We start from the raw sequence: 17055 nt of genomic DNA, 5'->3' as shown, positions 1-17055 counted from the left end.
CCTTGCGCAATCAAGACACGAGGCCGGGCATTGCACGCCGAGCCTTGTGCTTTCCACGGCAAACCGCCTTCCGGCGTGCCGCGGGCCTCAACTGCCGAACAGCGGAAGCGAGAAAAGGTCATTCACCGTCACCACCAGCATCAGCACCAGCACCAGCGCGATACCGGTGCGATAGGCCCATTCGGTCGCCTGCGGCCCCACCGGCTTGCGACGGATCGCCTCGGCCGCGTAGAACATCAGGTGCCCGCCATCGAGCGCGGGGATTGGCAAGAAGTTGATGAATGCCAAATTAAGCGAGATCAGCGCGGCCAGCGTAATGAATTCCGGCAGGCCTAGGCTCATCTGCTCGCCGGAGAACTTGGCGATCTTGAGCGGGCCGCCCAGCTCGCTGAAAGCGCGGTCGCCGCGGATGATCTGGGCAATCCCGGTGATCATCATGCGGAACATGTCGATGCTCTGATCGACCGAACGCACCGCCGCCTCGCCTACTCCGAGCGGCTCGTAACGTTCTGTAAATTCGCTTGTCCTTATCCCGATCAGGCCCACGGTCTGGGCATTGCCGAACCTGTCGGTCAGCTGTTTCGCGGCCGCTGTGACCGGCAGATCGATGCGCTGGCTGTCGCGCAGCACGGTGATGACGAAGCGCCGGTTGGGGTGCAGCATGATGGTCTGCTGGATGTCGCGCCAGCTGGCCGTTTCCTCGCCGTCGATGGCGATAATCCGGTCGCCCACCGCGAAACCGGCCTGCTTGGCGGGCGATTCGTCGGTGAAGGACGCGATGATGCCGACCTCGTCCGGCTCCACCGGCAGCGGCTTGCCGTACTGCAGGTTGAAGGCGAAGAAGATCGCCAGCGCAACCAGCAGGTTGGTAACCGGCCCGGCGGCAACGATCAGCGCGCGCTTCCACAGCGCGGCATTCTGGAAACTGCCCTCTTCCTGCGGCGCGTCGGGATCGGGCACGCTGGCAGGGTTCATATCACCCTTGAACTGGACATAGCCGCCCAGCGGCAGCGCCGAGAGCTTCCAGCGGGTGCCCTGCCGGTCGGTAAAGCCCGCCAGTTCCCTGCCGAAGCCAACCGAGAACGCTTCGGCCTTTACCCCGAACATGCGGCCCACCAGCAGGTGGCCGAGTTCATGCAGCGTAACGAGCGGCCCCAGCAACAGCAGGAAGCCAACGATATACATCCAGAACGGGGGTGCTTCAAACAAGGGCCGACGTCTCCAGAATTTCGGCTGCGCGGGCGCGCGCGGCAGTGTCGAGCGCCATGACGTCCTCGAGCGTCTGCGGCGCGGCGGCATTCATGCGCGCCAGAGTTTCTTCCACCACTGCGGCAATGCGGGTGAACCTGATCTGACCGGCAAGGAAGGCGGCGACCGCGATTTCGTTAGCGGCGTTGAGGATCGCCGGCGCGCCCCCGCCCGCGGCAATCGCCTCGCGCGCAAGGCGGGTCGCGGGGAACAGCGCTTCGTTGGGCTGTTCGAACGTCAACTGCCCGATCGCGGCAAGATCGAGCGGGGCGAGCGGCGTTTCCATCCGCTGCGGCCAGGCCAGGCACGATGCGATCGGCACGCGCATGTCCGAAGGGCCGAGCTGGGCCAGCGTCGAACGGTCGCGGAATTCGACCATCGAATGGATCACGCTTTGCGGATGAACGACGATGGCGAGCTTTTCCAGCCCGACCGGGAACAAATGGTAGGCCTCGATATATTCGAGCCCCTTGTTCATCATCGTCGCCGAATCGACGCTGATCTTGGCGCCCATCGACCAGTTGGGGTGCGCGACCGCTTCGGCCGGAGTCGCCGCCGCCAGCCGTTCCGCGCTCCATGTCCGCAAAGGCCCGCCGCTGGCCGTCAAGGTGATGCGTGCCACGTCCGACAGGCGGTTGCCCGAAAGACACTGGAAGATCGCGTTGTGTTCGGAGTCCGTCGGCAGCAGCGTCGCGCCGTGACGGGCGACGGCCTGCATCATCACCTCGCCCGCGGACACCAGTGCTTCCTTGTTGGCGAGCGCCACTGTACCGCCGCGCTCGATCGCGGCCATCACCGGGCCCAGCCCCGCGCAGCCGACAATTGCCGCCACCGTCATGTCTACCGGACGTGAGGCGGCCTCGCACAGTGCCTGACGCCCGCCCGCAGCCGCAATCCCGCTGCCCGCCAGCGCCGCGCGCAGTTCGGGCAGGCACGCCTCGTCCCCCACCACCGCCAGCTTCGCGCCGAATTCGCGCGCGAGCGCGGCGAGTTCGGCCACGCTGCCATTCGCGGTCAGCGCCTCCACCTGCCACTGGTCAGGGTTGCGGCGGACGAGATCTAGCGTCGATGCGCCGATCGATCCGGTGGCGCCAAGCAGAGTAAGCGAACGCGTCATTGCCCCATCATCCCAGCAAACGCAGGCCCAAGGCAATCACAAACAGCATGAAGAACACCGCAAGGAAACCGTCGAGCCGGTCGAACAAACCGCCATGTCCCGGAATGAGATGGCTCGAATCCTTCACGTCAGCGCGCCGTTTCATCCAGCTTTCGAAGAAATCGCCGCTCTGCGCCACCACGGCAATCAGGCCGCCCGCCAGCAGTGCAAGCGCGATACTGGCCATGTCATAACCGGGCGAACCTGCCGCAGGGCCGAAATCCGCAAGCTCGTTGCCGACCCCCACCAGCCCCGCTGCCAATGCGCCGCCACCCAGCCCGGCCCATGTCTTCGACGGGCTGATTTTCGGCGCGATCTTGGGACCACCAATGGCGCGACCGGAAAAATAGGCGCCTGCATCGACAGCGATAATCGGCACGATATAGCCCAGCAGCACCTCCAGCGGGGCATAGCCCATGCTCTGGCCGTCCACGGGGATGAACTGCGGACCGTTGCGCAATGCCATCATCGCCAGCGCCGCACCGCCGATATAGACCACGCCGGCAAAGAACCACACCGTCTCGGCAAGACCGGACACGTTGAAGCGGCCCACCAGCCGGTTCCATTCCCACAGCACGCCCAGCGCCAGCAGCAGCACGAAGCCGGTCCATACCCAGCCGCCCAGCCACAGCGCCCCGCCCGAGACGACCAGCATCACCACCGCCGAACCGAGCCGCACCGGCAGATCGGACACCTTCCCCGAAGTCATCTCAGCGTCCGCCATAGCGCCGCTCCCGGCGGGCGAAATCATCGAGCGCCCCGGTCAGGTGATCAGGCGTGAAATCGGGCCACAGCGTGTCCACGAAGAGCATTTCGGCATAAGCCGATTGCCACAGCAGGAAATTGGACAGCCGGATTTCGCCGCTGGTGCGGATCAGCAGATCGAGCGGCGGCAGGTCTGCCGTGTCGAGATGCGCGGCGATGCTGTCCACCGTCACCGCGCCCTGGGTCGCCGCCTTGGCGGCCGCACGCGCGATTTCGTGCTGGCCACCGTAATTGAGCGCCACGGCGAGCGTCTGCCTGCCGTTTGCCGTCTGCGCCAGCGCATCTTCCAGCATGGCGACAATATCGGGCGCGAGCGATTGCCAATCACCGATGATCTTCAGCTTGACGTTATTGGCGACGAATTCGGGCAGGTCGGATTTGATGAACTTGCGCATCAGGTTCATCAGATCGTCGACCTCGTCCTCCGAGCGCTTCCAGTTTTCCGAGGAAAAGGCGTAGAGCGTGAGGCATTCGAGCCCGGTCGGCTCGAGGCTGCGCACCAGCCGCCGCACCGCCTCGACCCCGCGCTGGTGGCCAACTGCGCGCGGCAGGCCCCGTTTCTTGGCCCAGCGGCCATTGCCATCCATGATGATGGCGACATGTCTGGCGCGCGACTGGTCCAACCCTAACCCCTAAAGATCCGTTCGCCTCGAGCGAAGTCGAGACGCCTTCCCTGCCGCGGTGTGTCTCGACTTCGCTCGACACGAACGGCAGGTTGGCGCTTCAACCGCCTTACTGCGTCAGGATTTCCTGTTCCTTCTTGGCTGCCGCCTCGTCGGTTTCCTTGACGTAGGTATCGGTCAGCTTCTGGACCTCGTCCTCCGAACGCTTGCGCTCGTCCTCGGAGATTTCCTTCTTCTTCTCGTCGGTCTTGAGGCTTTCCATCGCATCGCGGCGGACATTGCGGATCGCGATCTTGGCCTTTTCGGCATACTGGCCGGCCAGCTTGGCCAGCTCCTTGCGGCGTTCCTGCGTCAGATCGGGGATCGGCAGACGCAGGGTTTGGCCGTCGATGATCGGATTGAGGCCCAGGTTGGCGTGGGCAATGCCCTTTTCCACTGCGGTCAGGTTCGACTTGTCCCACACCTGCACGCTCAGCATGCGCGGCTCGGGCGCCGAGACGGTGGCGACCTGGTTGAGCGGCATCATCGAACCATAGACCTCGACCACCACGGGATCGAGCAGGCTGGTGTTGGCACGGCCGGTGCGCAGGCCCTGCAGGTCGCTCTTCAATGCTTCGACCGCGCCCTTCATCCGGCGTTCGATATCGGCCTTGTCATATTGCGGCATGGGTCAGGCTTCCCTTTTGCTTTCAGTTGTCTTGAACGATGGTCTGCACGCCCTTGCCCGACAGCACGCGGGCAAGGTTGCCCTTCTCGCGGATCGAGAAGACCACGATCGGAATCTTGTTGTCGCGGCACAGTGCCACGGCAGAGGCATCCATGACCTTGAGATTGTCGGCCAGCACCTTGTCATAGGTGACGGTGTCGAACCGGGTCGCGGCCGGGTTGCGCTTGGGATCGCTGTCATAGACCCCGTCGACGCTGGTGCCTTTCAGCAGCGCGTCGCAGCGCATTTCCGCCGCACGCAATGCCGCGCCGCTATCGGTGGTAAAATAGGGTGCGCCCACGCCCGCGGCGAAAATCACCACGCGGCCCTTTTCCAGATGGCGTTCGGCGCGGCGGCGGATCACCGGTTCGCACACCTGATCCATCTGGATCGCGCTCTGCACGCGGGTCTGCACGCCAAGTTGTTCGAGCGCGTTCTGCATTGCCAGCGCGTTCATCACGGTCGCCAGCATGCCCATGTAATCGGCCTGCGCGCGGTCCATGCCCTGCGCTGCACCCGCCATACCGCGGAAGATGTTGCCACCACCGATTACGAGGCAGATTTCAAGACCGGTATCCTTGGCCGCCTTCACTTCAGCTGCAAGGTCGGCGACGAAGGCCGGATCGATCCCGAACTGCTGATCCCCCATCAGCACTTCGCCCGAAAGCTTCAGCAGGACGCGCTTGATCGGAGGAAGGGACATGGGGTTGCGATGCTCCGGGTGGACTCTGGCTGCGGCGCACTTAACGGGCAATCCGCCGATGCGCAAAGGGTAAGGTGACGCTGCGGCGACGGCGTTCAAGGAAACGGCCGCCGCAGCGTGGTGCTGCGACGGCCGTTTGCATGTCAGGTTGGCCGGATTAGCCCTTGACCGCAGCCGCGACTTCCGCCGCGAAATCGGTCTCTTCCTTCTCGATGCCTTCGCCCAGCTGGAAGCGAGCATAGTCGGCCAGCTTGACCGAGCCGCCATTGTCCTTGGCGAACTTGGCGACCACGGCTTCGACGCTCGACTTATTGTCCATCACGAACATCTGGCTGAGCAGCGCGTTTTCCTTGGCGAACTTGGCAATCGCGCCATCGACCATCTTGGCCTGCACTTCGGCGGGCTTGCCGCTTTCGGCAGCCTTTTCCTGGGCGATCTTGCGCTCGCGCTCGATCACGTCGGCATCGAGGCCGTCAGCCGACAGCGCCATCGGGAACATCGAGGCGATATGCATCGCGATCTGCTTGCCGAAGGGTTCGAGCACGTCGGCCGACAGGTCGCTTTCGAGCGCCACGAGCACACCGATCTTGCCGAGGCCTTCGGCGGCGGCATTGTGCATGTAGGACACGATCGCGCCGCTACCGACCGAAACGGTCTTGATGCGGCGGATCTGCTGGTTTTCGCCGATCGTCGCGACGTTGTCGGTCAGCTTGTCGCCAACGGTGCCGCCATCGGGATAGGCAGCCGCCTTGAGCGCTTCGACATCGTCAGTGCCCAGTGCGAGCGCGACCGCGGTGGTCTTGCGCACGAAGTCCTGGAACTTGTCGTTCTTGGCGACGAAGTCGGTTTCCGAGTTGACCTCGACAGCCACGCCCTTGGTGCCCGTAACGGCAACGCCGACGAGACCTTCGGCCGCGGTGCGGCTGGACTTCTTCTGGGCGGTGGCGAGGCCCTTGGCGCGCAGCGCGTCAACCGCGGCTTCGATGTCGCCGCCGGCTTCCGACAGCGCCTTCTTGGCGTCCATCATGCCTGCGCCGGTCATTTCGCGCAGCTTCTTCACATCGGCGACGGAGAAATCGGCCATGAGAATTTCCTTCTTATGTGTTCGTGGGCGCCGGGCACCCGTGTGAGTGCCCGGCGCGCTAGATGGGGATTGTGACGGGCGATTGACGCGCGCTGCGAAAACGCGCGCCGATCAGCCGCGAAAGATCAGGCTTCGGCGTCTTCCGCAGCCGGGGCCTCTTCGACGACGGGCTCGACCGGAGGCTCTTCCATCGCGCCGAAATCGGCGGCGGTTTCGACCTGAAGCTTGCCCTTGCCGGCCAGCGCGGCTTCACCGACGGCCTGGCAGTAGAGACGCACGGCGCGGGCCGCGTCGTCGTTGCCCGGAACCGGGAAAGCGATGTTCGACGGATCGACATTGGTATCGAGCACCGCGATCACCGGAATGCCGAGCACGGCGGCTTCCTTGATCGCGAGGTCTTCCTTGTTGGCGTCGATCACGAACATCACGTCAGGGATGCCGCCCATGTCGCGGATGCCGCCGAGCGACAGTTCCAGCTTCTCACGCTCACGGGTGAGGTTGAGCACTTCCTTCTTGGTCAGACCGCTGGTGTCGCCCGAGAGCTGCTCTTCGAGGCTCTTGAGACGGCGGATCGAACCCGAGATGGTCTTCCAGTTGGTGAGCATGCCGCCCAGCCAGCGATGGTTGACGAAGTGCTGGCCCGACATGCGCGCGGCTTCAGCGATCGGCTCCTGCGCCTGACGCTTGGTGCCGACGAACAGCACCTTGCCGCCCGAACGCACGGTGGCTTCGACGAAATCAAGCGCGCGCGCGAACAGCGGCACGGTCTGCGACAGGTCGATGATGTGGACACCGTTGCGCGCGCCGAAAATGTACGGCTTCATGCGCGGGTTCCAGCGGTGGGTCTGGTGGCCGAAGTGAGCGCCGGCCTCGATCAATTGCTGCATCGTGACGACAGGTGCCGCCATAGGTATTTCCTTTCCGGTTGTTCCTCTGGAAGGCTGGAAACCGCGCTTGCGGAGATCCCGCATGCGGCACCGGTATGTGCGCCTTCCATGTGACGTTGATGCGCCCGGCCGGACAAAGCCCGCCCCGACGCGAGCGCGCCCTTAGCCGCGGGTTCCGCGAAAATCCAGCACTGAATCCGCATGGCCTGCGAAATTGCCTTCGTCCGTCCGCTCACCATAAGGCCGACCGGAGGAACGGGTGGAGAACAAAATGCGCTTGACAGTCTGGAACAGGTGGGGAACAAGGCTGTTGGAACAAAAACCGAACACAGAATCGCGAAGGAACTGGCCATGCTTGCTCTTGCCATCAACCTGCTGTTTGTCGCCGTTGCCGTGGCCGCGTTGCTGACGCTGGTGGATACCGCGCTGAAGGCCCGCCGGGCCTATGACGGGCTGATGCGCGAAAAGGCGCTGATGGATGCCGGTTTCGTGATGCAGGTCGCACCGCGCGAAGTGCGGCTGCGCGCTGCCGATCGCCGTGCAGGCGTCGCTATGCTGCCCCGCCGGACTGCGCTGCTGCGGCCGCAGCCTGTTCTTGCCCGCGGCGCCGCTTGATTCGTCCATATTTGACGAGGCCGTAAGGCATCAGCGCAAGATAGCCGATGCAGATCGTCGCCAGCGTCCACCACGGCTCCAGCAACAATGCGGCAAAGGCGAGCGCGACGAAGGCGATGACCCACAGCCGGATCGCCTTGCGTGGACGCAGCGAACCCCAGCTCATCGTCGCCATGTTGGAAATCATCAGTACCGCGATCACCGAAAGCCACAGCGCCATCACCACCGGATTGCGGAAGAATTCCAGCCCCGTCTCGCTCCACAGGTAGAAAGGCGTAAAGGCCAGCCCCGCCCCCACCGGCGCAGGCACCCCGGTAAGGAACCCGGCCGACTTGTGCGGCTGATCATCGACATCGATCCGGGCGTTGAACCGCGCCAGCCGCAGCGCGCAGCAGATCGCAAAGGCAAGCGCCGCAAACCAGCCGAAGCGCGGAAGATCGTTCAAAGACCACAGGAACAGGATCAGCGCCGGCGCCACACCGAAGGACAGCGAATCGGCCAGACTGTCGAGCTCCGCTCCGAACCGCGACTGCGCGTTGAGCAGCCGCGCGATGCGCCCGTCGATCCCGTCGAGCACCCCTGCCAGCACCACCGCGAGAATCGCATAGGACCACTCGCCGTCGATCGCGAAGCGGATGCCGGTGAGGCCCGAACACAGCGCCGCCGCAGTAATCGCATTGGGCAGCATCGCCCGCAGCGTCAGCCCGCCGCCGCCGCGCTGCTCCAAACCGTCCTCGTCCTCGGCCGCCTTGGGGCCGATTCGCGCTGGCAGGAAGGATGCGCGCCGCAATTTCGGACGGCGACTCATGCGCAGGCATCACCGTGCACAGACGGAACCAAGCCCGCGGTCATTGTGCGATCCCTTCGATCAACCCGCGCTGGCCGACTTCGGCAAGCACGGTTTCTCCGGCGACGGTCCGCTGCCCGATCAGCACGCGCGGATCGGTTCCGGCGGGCAGATAGACATCGACCCGGCTACCGAAGCGGATCAGTCCGATCCGCTGCCCCTTGGCGACAATGTCGCCCGGCTTGACGAAGGGCACGATCCGACGCGCCACCAACCCGGCGATCTGGGTAAAGCCGAGCTTCAGCCCGTCGGTGCGCTCGATCAGGATATGCTGGCGTTCGTTTTCTTCGCTGGCCTTGTCGAGATCGGCGCTCATGAACTGGCCGGGGATGTAGACCACCCGCCGCACTGTGCCGCCAATCGGCGTGCGATTGATGTGAACATCGAACACGCTCATGAAGATCGAGATCCGCGTTACCGGCGCGGCGGGCAATCCGGGATAGCCCGATCCGTCGTCGATCTGCAGTTCCAGCGGCGGCTCCACCTCCGCGATCTGGGTCACCAGGCCATCGGCGGGCGCGATGATCGCGGTATCGCTCTGCGGCACCACGCGTTCGGGATCGCGGAAGAAGGCAAACACGCCAAGGCTCAGCAGCATCAGCGGCCAGCCGACGATTTCCCAGTCGAGCGCGATCAGGAAAAACAGGCTGACCGCCACCGCGATCAGGCCGAACTTGCGTCCTTCCGGATGGATCGAGGGCCATTGCCAGCTCGCATCCCCGCGGCCCTTGTTGTCGAGAATTTCGCCTGCCATCGGATCGCTTCTAGGGAGAGGCGCGCGTGCCCGCAAGCAAGTCGGGCGTTCAGCCCGCCTTGCGCACGAATACGGTCCCCGCCGAATAGCCCGCACCGAAGGAACAGATCAGCCCGGTATCGCCCGGCTGAAGGTCATCGCTGTGCTGGTGGAAGGCGATTATCGAACCCGCGCTGGAGGTGTTGCCATAGGTGTCGAGCACGGTCGGACTTTCGTCCTCGTTCGCCTCGTGGCCCAGCACCTTGTGCGCAATCAGGCGGTTCATGCCGGCATTGGCCTGGTGCAGCCACAGCCGGCGCAGGCCTTCCGGATCGATCCCCAGTCGCGCGGCTTCATCAAGGATCATCTGCGCCACCATCGGCACGACTTCCTTGAACACCTTGCGCCCTTCCTGGACGAACAGCTTGTCCGCTGTCCCTTCGGTTTCCGGGGTCGCGCGGTTGAGGAAGCCGAAATTGTTGCGGATGTTGTTGGAGAACACCGTCTTCAGCTTCGTGCCGAGGATGTCCCAGTGCTGCGCGGGCGCAATCGCGGCGTCCTCCACCAGCACCGCCGTCGCCACGTCGCCGAAGATGAAGTGGCTGTCACGGTCGCGCCAGTTCAGGTGGCCCGAGGTGATTTCGGGGCTGACCACCAGCACGCTTTTCGCATTGCCTGCGCGGATATAGTCGGCTGCGGTCTGGATCCCGAAGGTGGCCGAGGAACAGGCCACGTTCATGTCGAAGCCGAAGCCGTCGATGCCCAGCGCCTGCTGGATCTCGATCGCCATAGCCGGATAGGGGCGCTGCATGTTCGACGCCGCGCACAGCACCGCATCGACATCGGCGGGCGAGCGTCCGGCGCGCTCCAGCGCCTGTTTTGCCGCCGCGACGCCGATTTCGGCCATCACCGAAAGTTCGTCATTGGCGCGTTCGGGCAGGCGCGGGCACATCACGTCGGGATCGAGGATCGGCGCCTTGCTCATCACGTGGCGCGCCTTGATTCCGCTCGCCTTCTCGATGAACTCGACCGAGGAATAGGCCAGCGGCTCGGCCTCGCCCGCGGCGATTGCTTCGGCGTGCGCGGCGTTGTGACGGTCGACGAAGGCGTTGAAGGCGGCGACCAGCTCTTCGTTGGTGATTGTCTCTGCGGGGGTGAACAGGCCGGTCGACGAGATGACGGGGCGACCAGTGAGTGCCGGGGTGGGTTGCGATTCCTGCATGGGTCCCTCTTGCATGAAGCGCGCGGCCTTAAAGCGCGCCCTTGCCGCCTGCAAGACCTGCGTACGCTGTGTCGGGGGACGGTCAGGCCGGATCGGTTTCGGGCGCGGCGTTTTCGAGCACGTCCTGCAACAGCGGATTGGGGAAGGTCCGCTTGATCGTCACCGCGTAGAAAATCTCGGCAATGTCGGGCAGCTGGAACAGCTCGTAGAGCGTGCCCGAGGCCAGCTCGTCGCGCACAACGATCGGCGGGATCACCGCCACCCCGGCATCGCTGCGCGCAAGCAGGCGCAACATCGCCATGTCGTCCGCCTCGGCCGCGATACGCGGGACGATGCCCATCCGTTCGATCATGGCGTCGAACCCGGCGCGCAGGGCCGTTTCAGGGGTGGGCAGGATCAGCGGAGCCCGGGTCAGCAGCGCCGTCATGCCTTGCGCGGCGAGCGCCAGCCGCGAGCGCGTGCCGACCAGACTGACCGGCTGCTGCGCCAACCGCCGCGCGAGATAGGGGCTTGCCGCATCGCGCGCGGGCATCATGTTGGTCAGCAACACGTCGATAGTCATCGCCTCAAGGGCGCGCAGCAGCGTTCCCTGGGTGCCCGAACGCAGCACCACCTCGACATCGTCGCGTCCGATCACCGGCTGGATGAAGCCGATCTGGAAGTTGCGCGACAACGTCGCCAGTGCGCCGATCCGCAGCACCTTGCGCTGTTCGCCCACGGCGCGGAACGTCGCGCTGAGTTGTTCGGAGGCGAGAAATATCTGGTCGGCATAATCGAGCGCGATGCGCCCTGCCTCGGTCAGCACCAGATTGCGGCCGCGCCGTTCGAACAGATCATGCCCCAGATCGGCTTCCAGCGCCTTGATCTGGGTGGAGACCGCGCTCTGCGAAATGTTCAGCGCCTTTGCCGCCGCCGTCAGCGTCCCTTCGCGTGCGGTCGCGCGGAAAAGCCGCAGATGGTGGAGGTTGAGGTTCGCCACAGTTCCAAATTTCCGAACGGTTAGTCAGAAAATATGTATTTTATTAAATTCTGTCCAGTCCTTATTCCGGCGGCAATCTGATTGACCCTCTCTTCGGAGTGCCGCCATGCCGTCGCTTGCCTTCGCCCTTTCCTTCCTCGCACCGCTGGCGCTGCTGCCAGCCGCACTCTTCGCGGCTGCACAGCCGGGCAAGCGTCCGGGAAGCCTGCCGCGGCTGTCGGAAGCCTCTGCCCTGATCGCCTTTGCCCTCGCGCTGGGCGGACTGGTGCAGGCGGCGCTGGGCAGCGTGCCGGGTGTCGGCCTGTTCGAAGGCACCGCACACCTCGCGCTGCGCGCCGATCTGGTCAGCACCGCGATGGCCACGCTGGTCGGCTTTATCGGCTGGATCGTGATGCGTTACAGCCGCACCTATATCGACGGCGAGGCGCGTGAGGGTGCGTTCCACGGGCTGATGCTGACGGCGCTCGCCGCGGTGCTGGTGTTCGTGCAGGCGGGCACGCTGACCACGATGATCCTCGCCGCAATCCTTGTCGGCATCGCGCTGAAGCGTCTGCTGCTGTTCTACCCCGAACGCGCCGAGGCGCAGCGTGCCGCGACCAAATTCGCGGTTGTCTGGCACGCAGGCGACGCGATGCTGACGATTGCCGCCGCACTGCTGTTCGCCCGCTTCGGCACGCTCGATTTCGCCGCTCTGGCCGATCTTGCGGCCACCGCCGGACTGGGTCTTGCCGGCACCTTCGCGGTAGCCGCTCTGGTCGCTGCCGCCGCGCTCAAGACAGCCTCCTTCCCGATGCACGGCTGGCTGACCGAGGTGATGGAGGCACCCACCCCCGTTTCCGCGCTCCTGCATGCCGGGATCATCAATTCGGGCGGCGTGCTGCTGATTACCGCTGCGGGCCTTGTCCAGCACAGCAGCGGAGCGATGGCGGCGCTGGTGATGCTCGGCGGGCTGACCGCGCTGTTCGGCGCGGCGGTGATGCTGACCCAGAGCGCGATCAAGACCGCGCTGGCATGGTCCACCATTTCGCAGATGGGCTTCATGCTGTTGCAATGCGGGCTGGGCCTGTGGACGCTGGCGCTGCTGCACATCATCGCCCATTCGCTTTACAAGGCGCACGCCTTCCTTTCGTCGGGCGGAGCGGTGACCGAGGTCGCCAATATCCGCCGCCCCGGCCCCGTCGCCGCGCCGAGCGTTGCCGCGGTGCTCAAGAGCTTTGCCCTCGCGCTTGCCATCTTCGCTGCAATTGCCGCCGCCTTCACCTACGCTTTCGGTCCCAAGACCCCGCAGGCGCTGGCGCTGGGGGCGATCCTGATCTTCGGCGTGGCCTACCTCGTCGCGCAGGGCCTTGCCGACCGCGCGCCGGTGGCCCTGACGAAGCGCACCGGTGCCGCCGCGCTGGCCGCCGCAATCGGTTACTTCAGCTTTCAGGCGATGGCCCACGCGATCTGGGGCCCGGTGCTGCCGGCCGCGCCGATGCCGGGCGAGCTGGAATGGGCGCTGCTGGTGATCGCGGTCGCAAGCTTCGGCCTTGTCGCTTTCGCACAGGCGCTGTTCCCGCTCTGGGCGCACCACCCCTCGACCGCGGGCCTGCGCGTCCACCTCGCCAACGGCCTTTACCTCAACGCCCTGCTTGATCGCGCGATCGGCGGCTTCCGCATCACGCGCGCCCGCTGAGCCCCAGTCTTCTTCCGGAGTAAGCCCCATGTTCATGAAGCATTCGCAGATCACCCCGGTCCGGCTTTCGGCTGTGCTCGAGGCGGCCGAACAGGCAGCGCGCGCTATCCCGCCCGCCTTCCCGCTCGACGCGACCGTGGCGGTCAACCCCTTCCTTGGCCAGACCGGCGAGGATCTTGCCACCGCCGCCGCGCGGCTGGGCCGGGTTGCAGGCGTGCGTATCACCCGCAAGGGCGCCGAATATGCCTCAGCCATCGCTGACGGGCGCATCACCGAGGACGATCTGGCAGAAGCTCTTGCCGCCTCGCCCTCGCCGCTCAAGCCCGCCGATACCGCCGCGCTGCGCCTAGCTGCCGAACGTCTGGGTGACGGGCTGGAGCCTAGCGCGCTGCCGACGGTCGCCGATCTTGCTGCCGAAGCCACCGGGATCGACTGGCCGGCGCTGATCGACAAGTGCATCGGGTTGTGGGCCGCAGGCCAGTTCGACCGCGGGCAGGCGCTGTGGTCGCCGGCACCGGGGAGCGAGGCCTTCGCCGCCTGGCGCGCCTGGGCAATGCATGATCTTACCCCCGAAATCGCGGGCCTCGAAGGCTTCTGCGCCCATGTCGCCGCTGCCCCCGACACGCCCGAGCGCGCGATCCTGTTCGCCGCCGAGGCGCTGGGCATCACCGACGAAGCCGCCGAAACCGCCTTCCACCGCCTGTTCATGAGCATGGGCGGCTGGTCGCAGCATGCCCGCTGGCTGCTGTGGCAGGCCGAACTGGCAGGCGAAACCGATCGCACCATGGTCGATCTGCTCGCCATCCGCCTGATCTGGGACGAGGCGCTGCTTGCCCACGCACCGCAGGTGGCCGATCGCTGGGCACATGCCGTCGCCGCCCATGCCGAACCGGTCGCGCCCGGCGCGGACGAGGTGGTGCTTTCCATCCTGCAGGACGCCGCCGACCGCGGCCACCAGCGCCAGCTCACCGCCGCGCTCAACGGTTCAATCCCCGCAGACGCGCGCCCGTTCCTCCAGGCCGCCTTCTGCATCGACGTGCGTTCGGAAGTGTTCCGCCGCGCGCTAGAAAGCGTCGACAGCGCCATCGCCACCATCGGCTTTGCAGGCTTTTTCGGCCTGCCGATCGCCCACCACGCCCACGGGTCCGACATCCGCGAAGCGCACCTGCCCGTGCTGCTCAACCCGGCCATCGAAACCACCAGCGCGGGCGATTCGGCGAAGGATCAGGCGAGCCGCATCGCCGCCCGCACGGCGCGCGCCTGGGGCCGGTTCCGGCAGGCGGCGGTATCTTCCTTTGCCTTTGTCGAGGCGATGGGGCCGGTCTATGCGGTCAAGCTGGTGAAATCGGCGCTGGGCCTTGGCGGTGCGGCGAAGACCGAACCCGCGCCGCAGGTGATCGGCGGGCTGTCGGCACAGGCAAAGGCCGATACCGGCGCGGCGGTGCTCAAGGCGATGAGCCTGACGCAAGGCCACGGCGAGATCGTGCTGCTGCTCGGCCACGGCGGCAATGTCACCAACAACCCGCATGAAAGCGCCTATCACTGCGGCGCTTGCGGCGGTCACACCGGCGAGGTTTCGGCACGCCTGCTGGCGATCCTGCTCAACGATCCCGAAACCCGCGCCGGTCTGACCGAGCGGGGTGTCACGGTGCCGGAGGACACGCTGTTCGTCGCCGGGCTGCACGATACCACCACCGACGATATCACCATCTACGAGGACGAACTGCCCGCCACCCGCAGCGACGATATCGCAAAGGTGCGCAAATGGCTTGCGCAGGCGGCCAAGGTCGCCCGCGCAGAGCGCGCGGTGCGGCTGCCCGGTGCGCGCTGGAACACCATTCACGAACGCGCCACCAACTGGGCCGAAATCCGCCCCGAATGGGGTCTGGCCGGATGCGCCGCCTTTATCGCCGCCCCGCGCGAGGCGACCGCGGGCCGCGATCTGGGCGGGCGGGCGTTCCTGCACTCCTACGACTGGCGCGCGGATGAAGGCTTCGGCACGCTGGAGTTGATCATCACCGCACCGGTGGTGGTAGCGAGTTGGATCTCGCTCCAATATTTCGGCTCCTCGGTCGCGCCGGAAATGTTCGGCGGCGGTAACAAGCTGATCCACAACGTGGTCGGCGGCATCGGCGTGATCGAAGGCAATGGCGGCCGCCTGCGCCCCGGTCTGCCGTGGCAGGCGGTGCACGACGGGGAAGCGCTGGCGCACGAGCCGCTGCGCCTGTCGGTGATGATCGAAGCCCCGCGCGAGGAGATCCTCAAGGTGCTAGAAACCCACGCGAACGTGCGCGAACTGTTCGACAATGGCTGGCTGCACCTATTCGTGCTGAAGGACGGCAAGGTCGATGCCCGCTACCGCCCCGGCCTCGAATGGGCCGACTGCACCGGCCGGAATACCGAGGCGCTGGCGGCCTGACGCGCCGCGCCCCGGCGTCGCCGCCCGTTTGCGGATCGCAGCCCCGCCCCGGGATCGCATGGGTGGCAGGCTGCACGGGCGGCGGCAGTATTTCGCCAATCTTGCGCCGATTACGCCGGATCTCGGCGTTTTCTCGCGCGATCTCGGCGGGTTTCGCGGTGTTTCACGTGAAACAGACCTGCTCTGCATAGTCTGGACAGGCGTAACGGGCGGTCGGCCGCATTAGTGGCGGTTTGCAGTCCTATGGTGACTTGCGCTTGAATAGTCCCTTCTTCAGGTCACCTGCGAATTTGGACTTCCAGCTTGCACCGGTCCGAAGATCACGATTTTGAACAACTTCACCAAGATACGTGCTTGGCTTTGGCGACCGGCCGGATACAGAGACGACGTTGCGAAGTGCAAACCGGCCCAGCGCCTCATCGGAAAACGCTGGCGTGTAATAAATGCAGTCGTCGAAGAAGTAATGGGTAACCTGTGACCAGCGCGTCAAAGTGCGATCGGTCTGCCGAATACCTCCGTGCAAGAGGTTGGCGGTCCAAATCAAGGCCTGTCCCTTGCGTGCGAGAAAGGGCTCTGCGACTTTCCCGTCGGCTTCACACATGGCCTGCCACGCACTGGCATAGGGATCCTGAGCCGAAGCCAGTTCGCTACCGTAGCCGCGTCGACCGATCATGGCATTGGTGATGATGGGCCACCGGTGTGATCCCCGTACGTAAAACAATGGCCCTGCTTCGGCTACGATATCCTCCATCGCCAGCCAAACACCGCACATGAAACGTTCGGGCAGGCTTGAAAAATGCACAGTGTCCGTATGCGCCGCCTGTTGTGTCCCCACGGGAAAGTTGAGGGTCTGAAAAGGGAAAGCACGGCGACCATACAGCTTTGACAGCAAATCCAGGATAACCGGATTTGACGCAATCGCATGGACATCTTCGTCCGTCTGCCATGCATCCTGAATACGTCGGCTACCTCTAGTCTTATCCGCGGCGGGATCATCGAGAGGTATCCCGAAAACCGGGCCGAGGTTGCGCTTGATCCGCTCGATTCTTGCGTCGATTTCGGGATCGGGGAAGTCGATTACTCCGAAACCGTCCGCGTGGAGACTGCGGGCCAACGACCGTTCTTGGTCAGTGAAGACCGAAAGATCCTCGCAATCGAAGATTGGGGATTCGATCAGAGGCACGCCGGGAAAGAGTCTCGCGCTCTTTGTATCGGGAGAATGTGCTGGTTCTGACACTGGCGCGACCTTCTGACCGGTTCATACATTGCTCGAATGACCGGCCCCCACTGAGTGGTCCGTATTGATTGTTAGTTCAAGATTGTCTCCGGCGCCATGGCTGTCCGGAGGTGGAGCGTAGCGGAACCGGAGGGCAGCCATGGCGGCGTCGCCGTT

At 65.0% G+C, this 17055-nt stretch carries 16 protein-coding genes; 3 read left to right on the top strand and 13 right to left on the bottom strand.

All coding sequences use genetic code 11. The annotated features are described in order from the left end of the window. Nucleotides 1-87: 87 nt before the first annotated feature. The 8 genes from rseP to rpsB all read right to left on the bottom strand — a co-directional run bounded on the left by rseP (nucleotide 88) and on the right by rpsB (nucleotide 7193). Entirely contained in the window at nucleotides 88-1185 is a 1098-nt protein-coding gene (gene rseP, locus OIK40_RS14185; RefSeq protein WP_374211821.1) for an RIP metalloprotease RseP, read from the bottom strand. Between the two features lie 16 nt (nucleotides 1186-1201). Beyond that, entirely contained in the window at nucleotides 1202-2365 is a 1164-nt protein-coding gene (gene dxr / locus OIK40_RS14180) for a 1-deoxy-D-xylulose-5-phosphate reductoisomerase (RefSeq protein ID WP_273679012.1), read from the bottom strand. Between the two features lie 7 nt (nucleotides 2366-2372). Beyond that, a complete protein-coding gene (locus OIK40_RS14175; protein WP_273679011.1) occupies nucleotides 2373-3113 on the bottom strand; it encodes a phosphatidate cytidylyltransferase in 741 nt (246 codons plus the stop codon). Between the two features lies 1 nt (nucleotide 3114). Continuing rightward, nucleotides 3115-3756, bottom strand: a complete 642-nt coding sequence (gene uppS / locus OIK40_RS14170; RefSeq protein ID WP_273679061.1) for a polyprenyl diphosphate synthase — start codon at nucleotides 3754-3756, stop codon at nucleotides 3115-3117. 145 nt (nucleotides 3757-3901) lie between these two features. Next, nucleotides 3902-4459 carry a ribosome recycling factor gene (frr, locus tag OIK40_RS14165; RefSeq protein ID WP_273679009.1) on the bottom strand — a complete coding sequence of 186 codons (558 nt, stop codon included), beginning with the start codon at nucleotides 4457-4459 and terminating at the stop codon, nucleotides 3902-3904. Between the two features lie 22 nt (nucleotides 4460-4481). After that, nucleotides 4482-5201 carry a UMP kinase gene (gene pyrH / locus OIK40_RS14160; protein WP_273679008.1) on the bottom strand — a complete coding sequence of 240 codons (720 nt, stop codon included), beginning with the start codon at nucleotides 5199-5201 and terminating at the stop codon, nucleotides 4482-4484. Between the two features lie 157 nt (nucleotides 5202-5358). Then, nucleotides 5359-6285, bottom strand: a complete 927-nt coding sequence (gene tsf, locus OIK40_RS14155; protein WP_273679007.1) for a translation elongation factor Ts — start codon at nucleotides 6283-6285, stop codon at nucleotides 5359-5361. A 125-nt stretch (nucleotides 6286-6410) separates the two neighbouring features. Next, nucleotides 6411-7193: a 30S ribosomal protein S2 gene (gene rpsB, locus OIK40_RS14150; protein ID WP_273679006.1), complete on the bottom strand. Its 783-nt coding sequence runs from the start codon at nucleotides 7191-7193 to the stop codon at nucleotides 6411-6413. A 330-nt stretch (nucleotides 7194-7523) separates the two neighbouring features. Here rpsB and OIK40_RS14145 point away from each other — a divergent pair, with 330 nt between their 5' ends. After that, a complete protein-coding gene (locus tag OIK40_RS14145) occupies nucleotides 7524-7787 on the top strand; it encodes a hypothetical protein (RefSeq protein WP_273679005.1) in 264 nt (87 codons plus the stop codon). Here the strand turns inward: OIK40_RS14145 and pssA are convergent. From pssA to OIK40_RS14125, 4 genes are all read right to left on the bottom strand, one after another. After that, entirely contained in the window at nucleotides 7723-8595 is an 873-nt protein-coding gene (gene pssA / locus OIK40_RS14140) for a CDP-diacylglycerol--serine O-phosphatidyltransferase (protein ID WP_273679004.1), read from the bottom strand. The two genes, OIK40_RS14145 and pssA, sit on opposite strands and share 65 nt — an antisense overlap. Nucleotides 8596-8635: 40 nt before the next feature. Beyond that, a complete protein-coding gene (locus tag OIK40_RS14135; RefSeq protein WP_273679003.1) occupies nucleotides 8636-9388 on the bottom strand; it encodes a phosphatidylserine decarboxylase in 753 nt (250 codons plus the stop codon). A gap of 49 nt (nucleotides 9389-9437) precedes the next feature. Beyond that, a complete protein-coding gene (locus OIK40_RS14130) occupies nucleotides 9438-10589 on the bottom strand; it encodes a beta-ketoacyl-ACP synthase III (protein WP_273679002.1) in 1152 nt (383 codons plus the stop codon). An 82-nt stretch (nucleotides 10590-10671) separates the two neighbouring features. Continuing rightward, entirely contained in the window at nucleotides 10672-11568 is an 897-nt protein-coding gene (locus tag OIK40_RS14125; RefSeq protein WP_273679001.1) for a LysR family transcriptional regulator, read from the bottom strand. Nucleotides 11569-11674: 106 nt separating this feature from the next. Between OIK40_RS14125 and OIK40_RS14120 the strand changes: the two genes are divergently transcribed. Continuing rightward, the gene (locus OIK40_RS14120) at nucleotides 11675-13243 is read left to right on the top strand and encodes a proton-conducting transporter transmembrane domain-containing protein (protein ID WP_273679000.1); all 1569 of its coding nucleotides are present in this window, start codon (nucleotides 11675-11677) and stop codon (nucleotides 13241-13243) included. 34 nt (nucleotides 13244-13277) lie between these two features. Continuing rightward, on the top strand, nucleotides 13278-15662 hold the full coding sequence (locus OIK40_RS14115; RefSeq protein ID WP_273678999.1) for a YbcC family protein: 2385 nt from the start codon (nucleotides 13278-13280) through the stop codon (nucleotides 15660-15662). 241 nt (nucleotides 15663-15903) lie between these two features. Here OIK40_RS14115 and OIK40_RS14110 read toward each other — a convergent pair whose 3' ends face one another. Continuing rightward, nucleotides 15904-16845, bottom strand: a complete 942-nt coding sequence (locus OIK40_RS14110) for a phytanoyl-CoA dioxygenase family protein (RefSeq protein ID WP_273678998.1) — start codon at nucleotides 16843-16845, stop codon at nucleotides 15904-15906. Nucleotides 16846-17055 lie beyond the last annotated feature (210 nt).

The sequence above is a fragment of the Erythrobacter fulvus genome, from assembly GCF_028595285.1.
In the GTDB taxonomy this organism is placed as follows: Bacteria; Pseudomonadota; Alphaproteobacteria; order Sphingomonadales; family Sphingomonadaceae; genus Erythrobacter; species Erythrobacter fulvus.
This window is presented reverse-complemented; position numbering and strand designations above follow the sequence as displayed.

Coding starts and splice junctions, on each gene's coding strand:
- pssA (WP_273679004.1), bottom strand. CDS start 8,595: ATGAGTCGCCGTCCGAAATTGCGGCGCGCATCCTTCCTGCCAGCGCGA.
- OIK40_RS14115 (WP_273678999.1), top strand. CDS start 13,278: ATGAAGCATTCGCAGATCACCCCGGTCCGGCTTTCGGCTGTGCTCGAG.
- OIK40_RS14145 (WP_273679005.1), top strand. CDS start 7,524: ATGCTTGCTCTTGCCATCAACCTGCTGTTTGTCGCCGTTGCCGTGGCC.
- tsf (WP_273679007.1), bottom strand. CDS start 6,285: ATGGCCGATTTCTCCGTCGCCGATGTGAAGAAGCTGCGCGAAATGACC.
- OIK40_RS14130 (WP_273679002.1), bottom strand. CDS start 10,589: ATGCAGGAATCGCAACCCACCCCGGCACTCACTGGTCGCCCCGTCATC.
- dxr (WP_273679012.1), bottom strand. CDS start 2,365: ATGACGCGTTCGCTTACTCTGCTTGGCGCCACCGGATCGATCGGCGCA.
- OIK40_RS14120 (WP_273679000.1), top strand. CDS start 11,675: ATGCCGTCGCTTGCCTTCGCCCTTTCCTTCCTCGCACCGCTGGCGCTG.
- OIK40_RS14135 (WP_273679003.1), bottom strand. CDS start 9,388: ATGGCAGGCGAAATTCTCGACAACAAGGGCCGCGGGGATGCGAGCTGG.
- pyrH (WP_273679008.1), bottom strand. CDS start 5,201: ATGTCCCTTCCTCCGATCAAGCGCGTCCTGCTGAAGCTTTCGGGCGAA.
- frr (WP_273679009.1), bottom strand. CDS start 4,459: ATGCCGCAATATGACAAGGCCGATATCGAACGCCGGATGAAGGGCGCG.
- OIK40_RS14175 (WP_273679011.1), bottom strand. CDS start 3,113: ATGACTTCGGGGAAGGTGTCCGATCTGCCGGTGCGGCTCGGTTCGGCG.
- uppS (WP_273679061.1), bottom strand. CDS start 3,756: ATGGATGGCAATGGCCGCTGGGCCAAGAAACGGGGCCTGCCGCGCGCA.
- rseP (WP_374211821.1), bottom strand. CDS start 1,185: ATGTATATCGTTGGCTTCCTGCTGTTGCTGGGGCCGCTCGTTACGCTG.
- rpsB (WP_273679006.1), bottom strand. CDS start 7,193: ATGGCGGCACCTGTCGTCACGATGCAGCAATTGATCGAGGCCGGCGCT.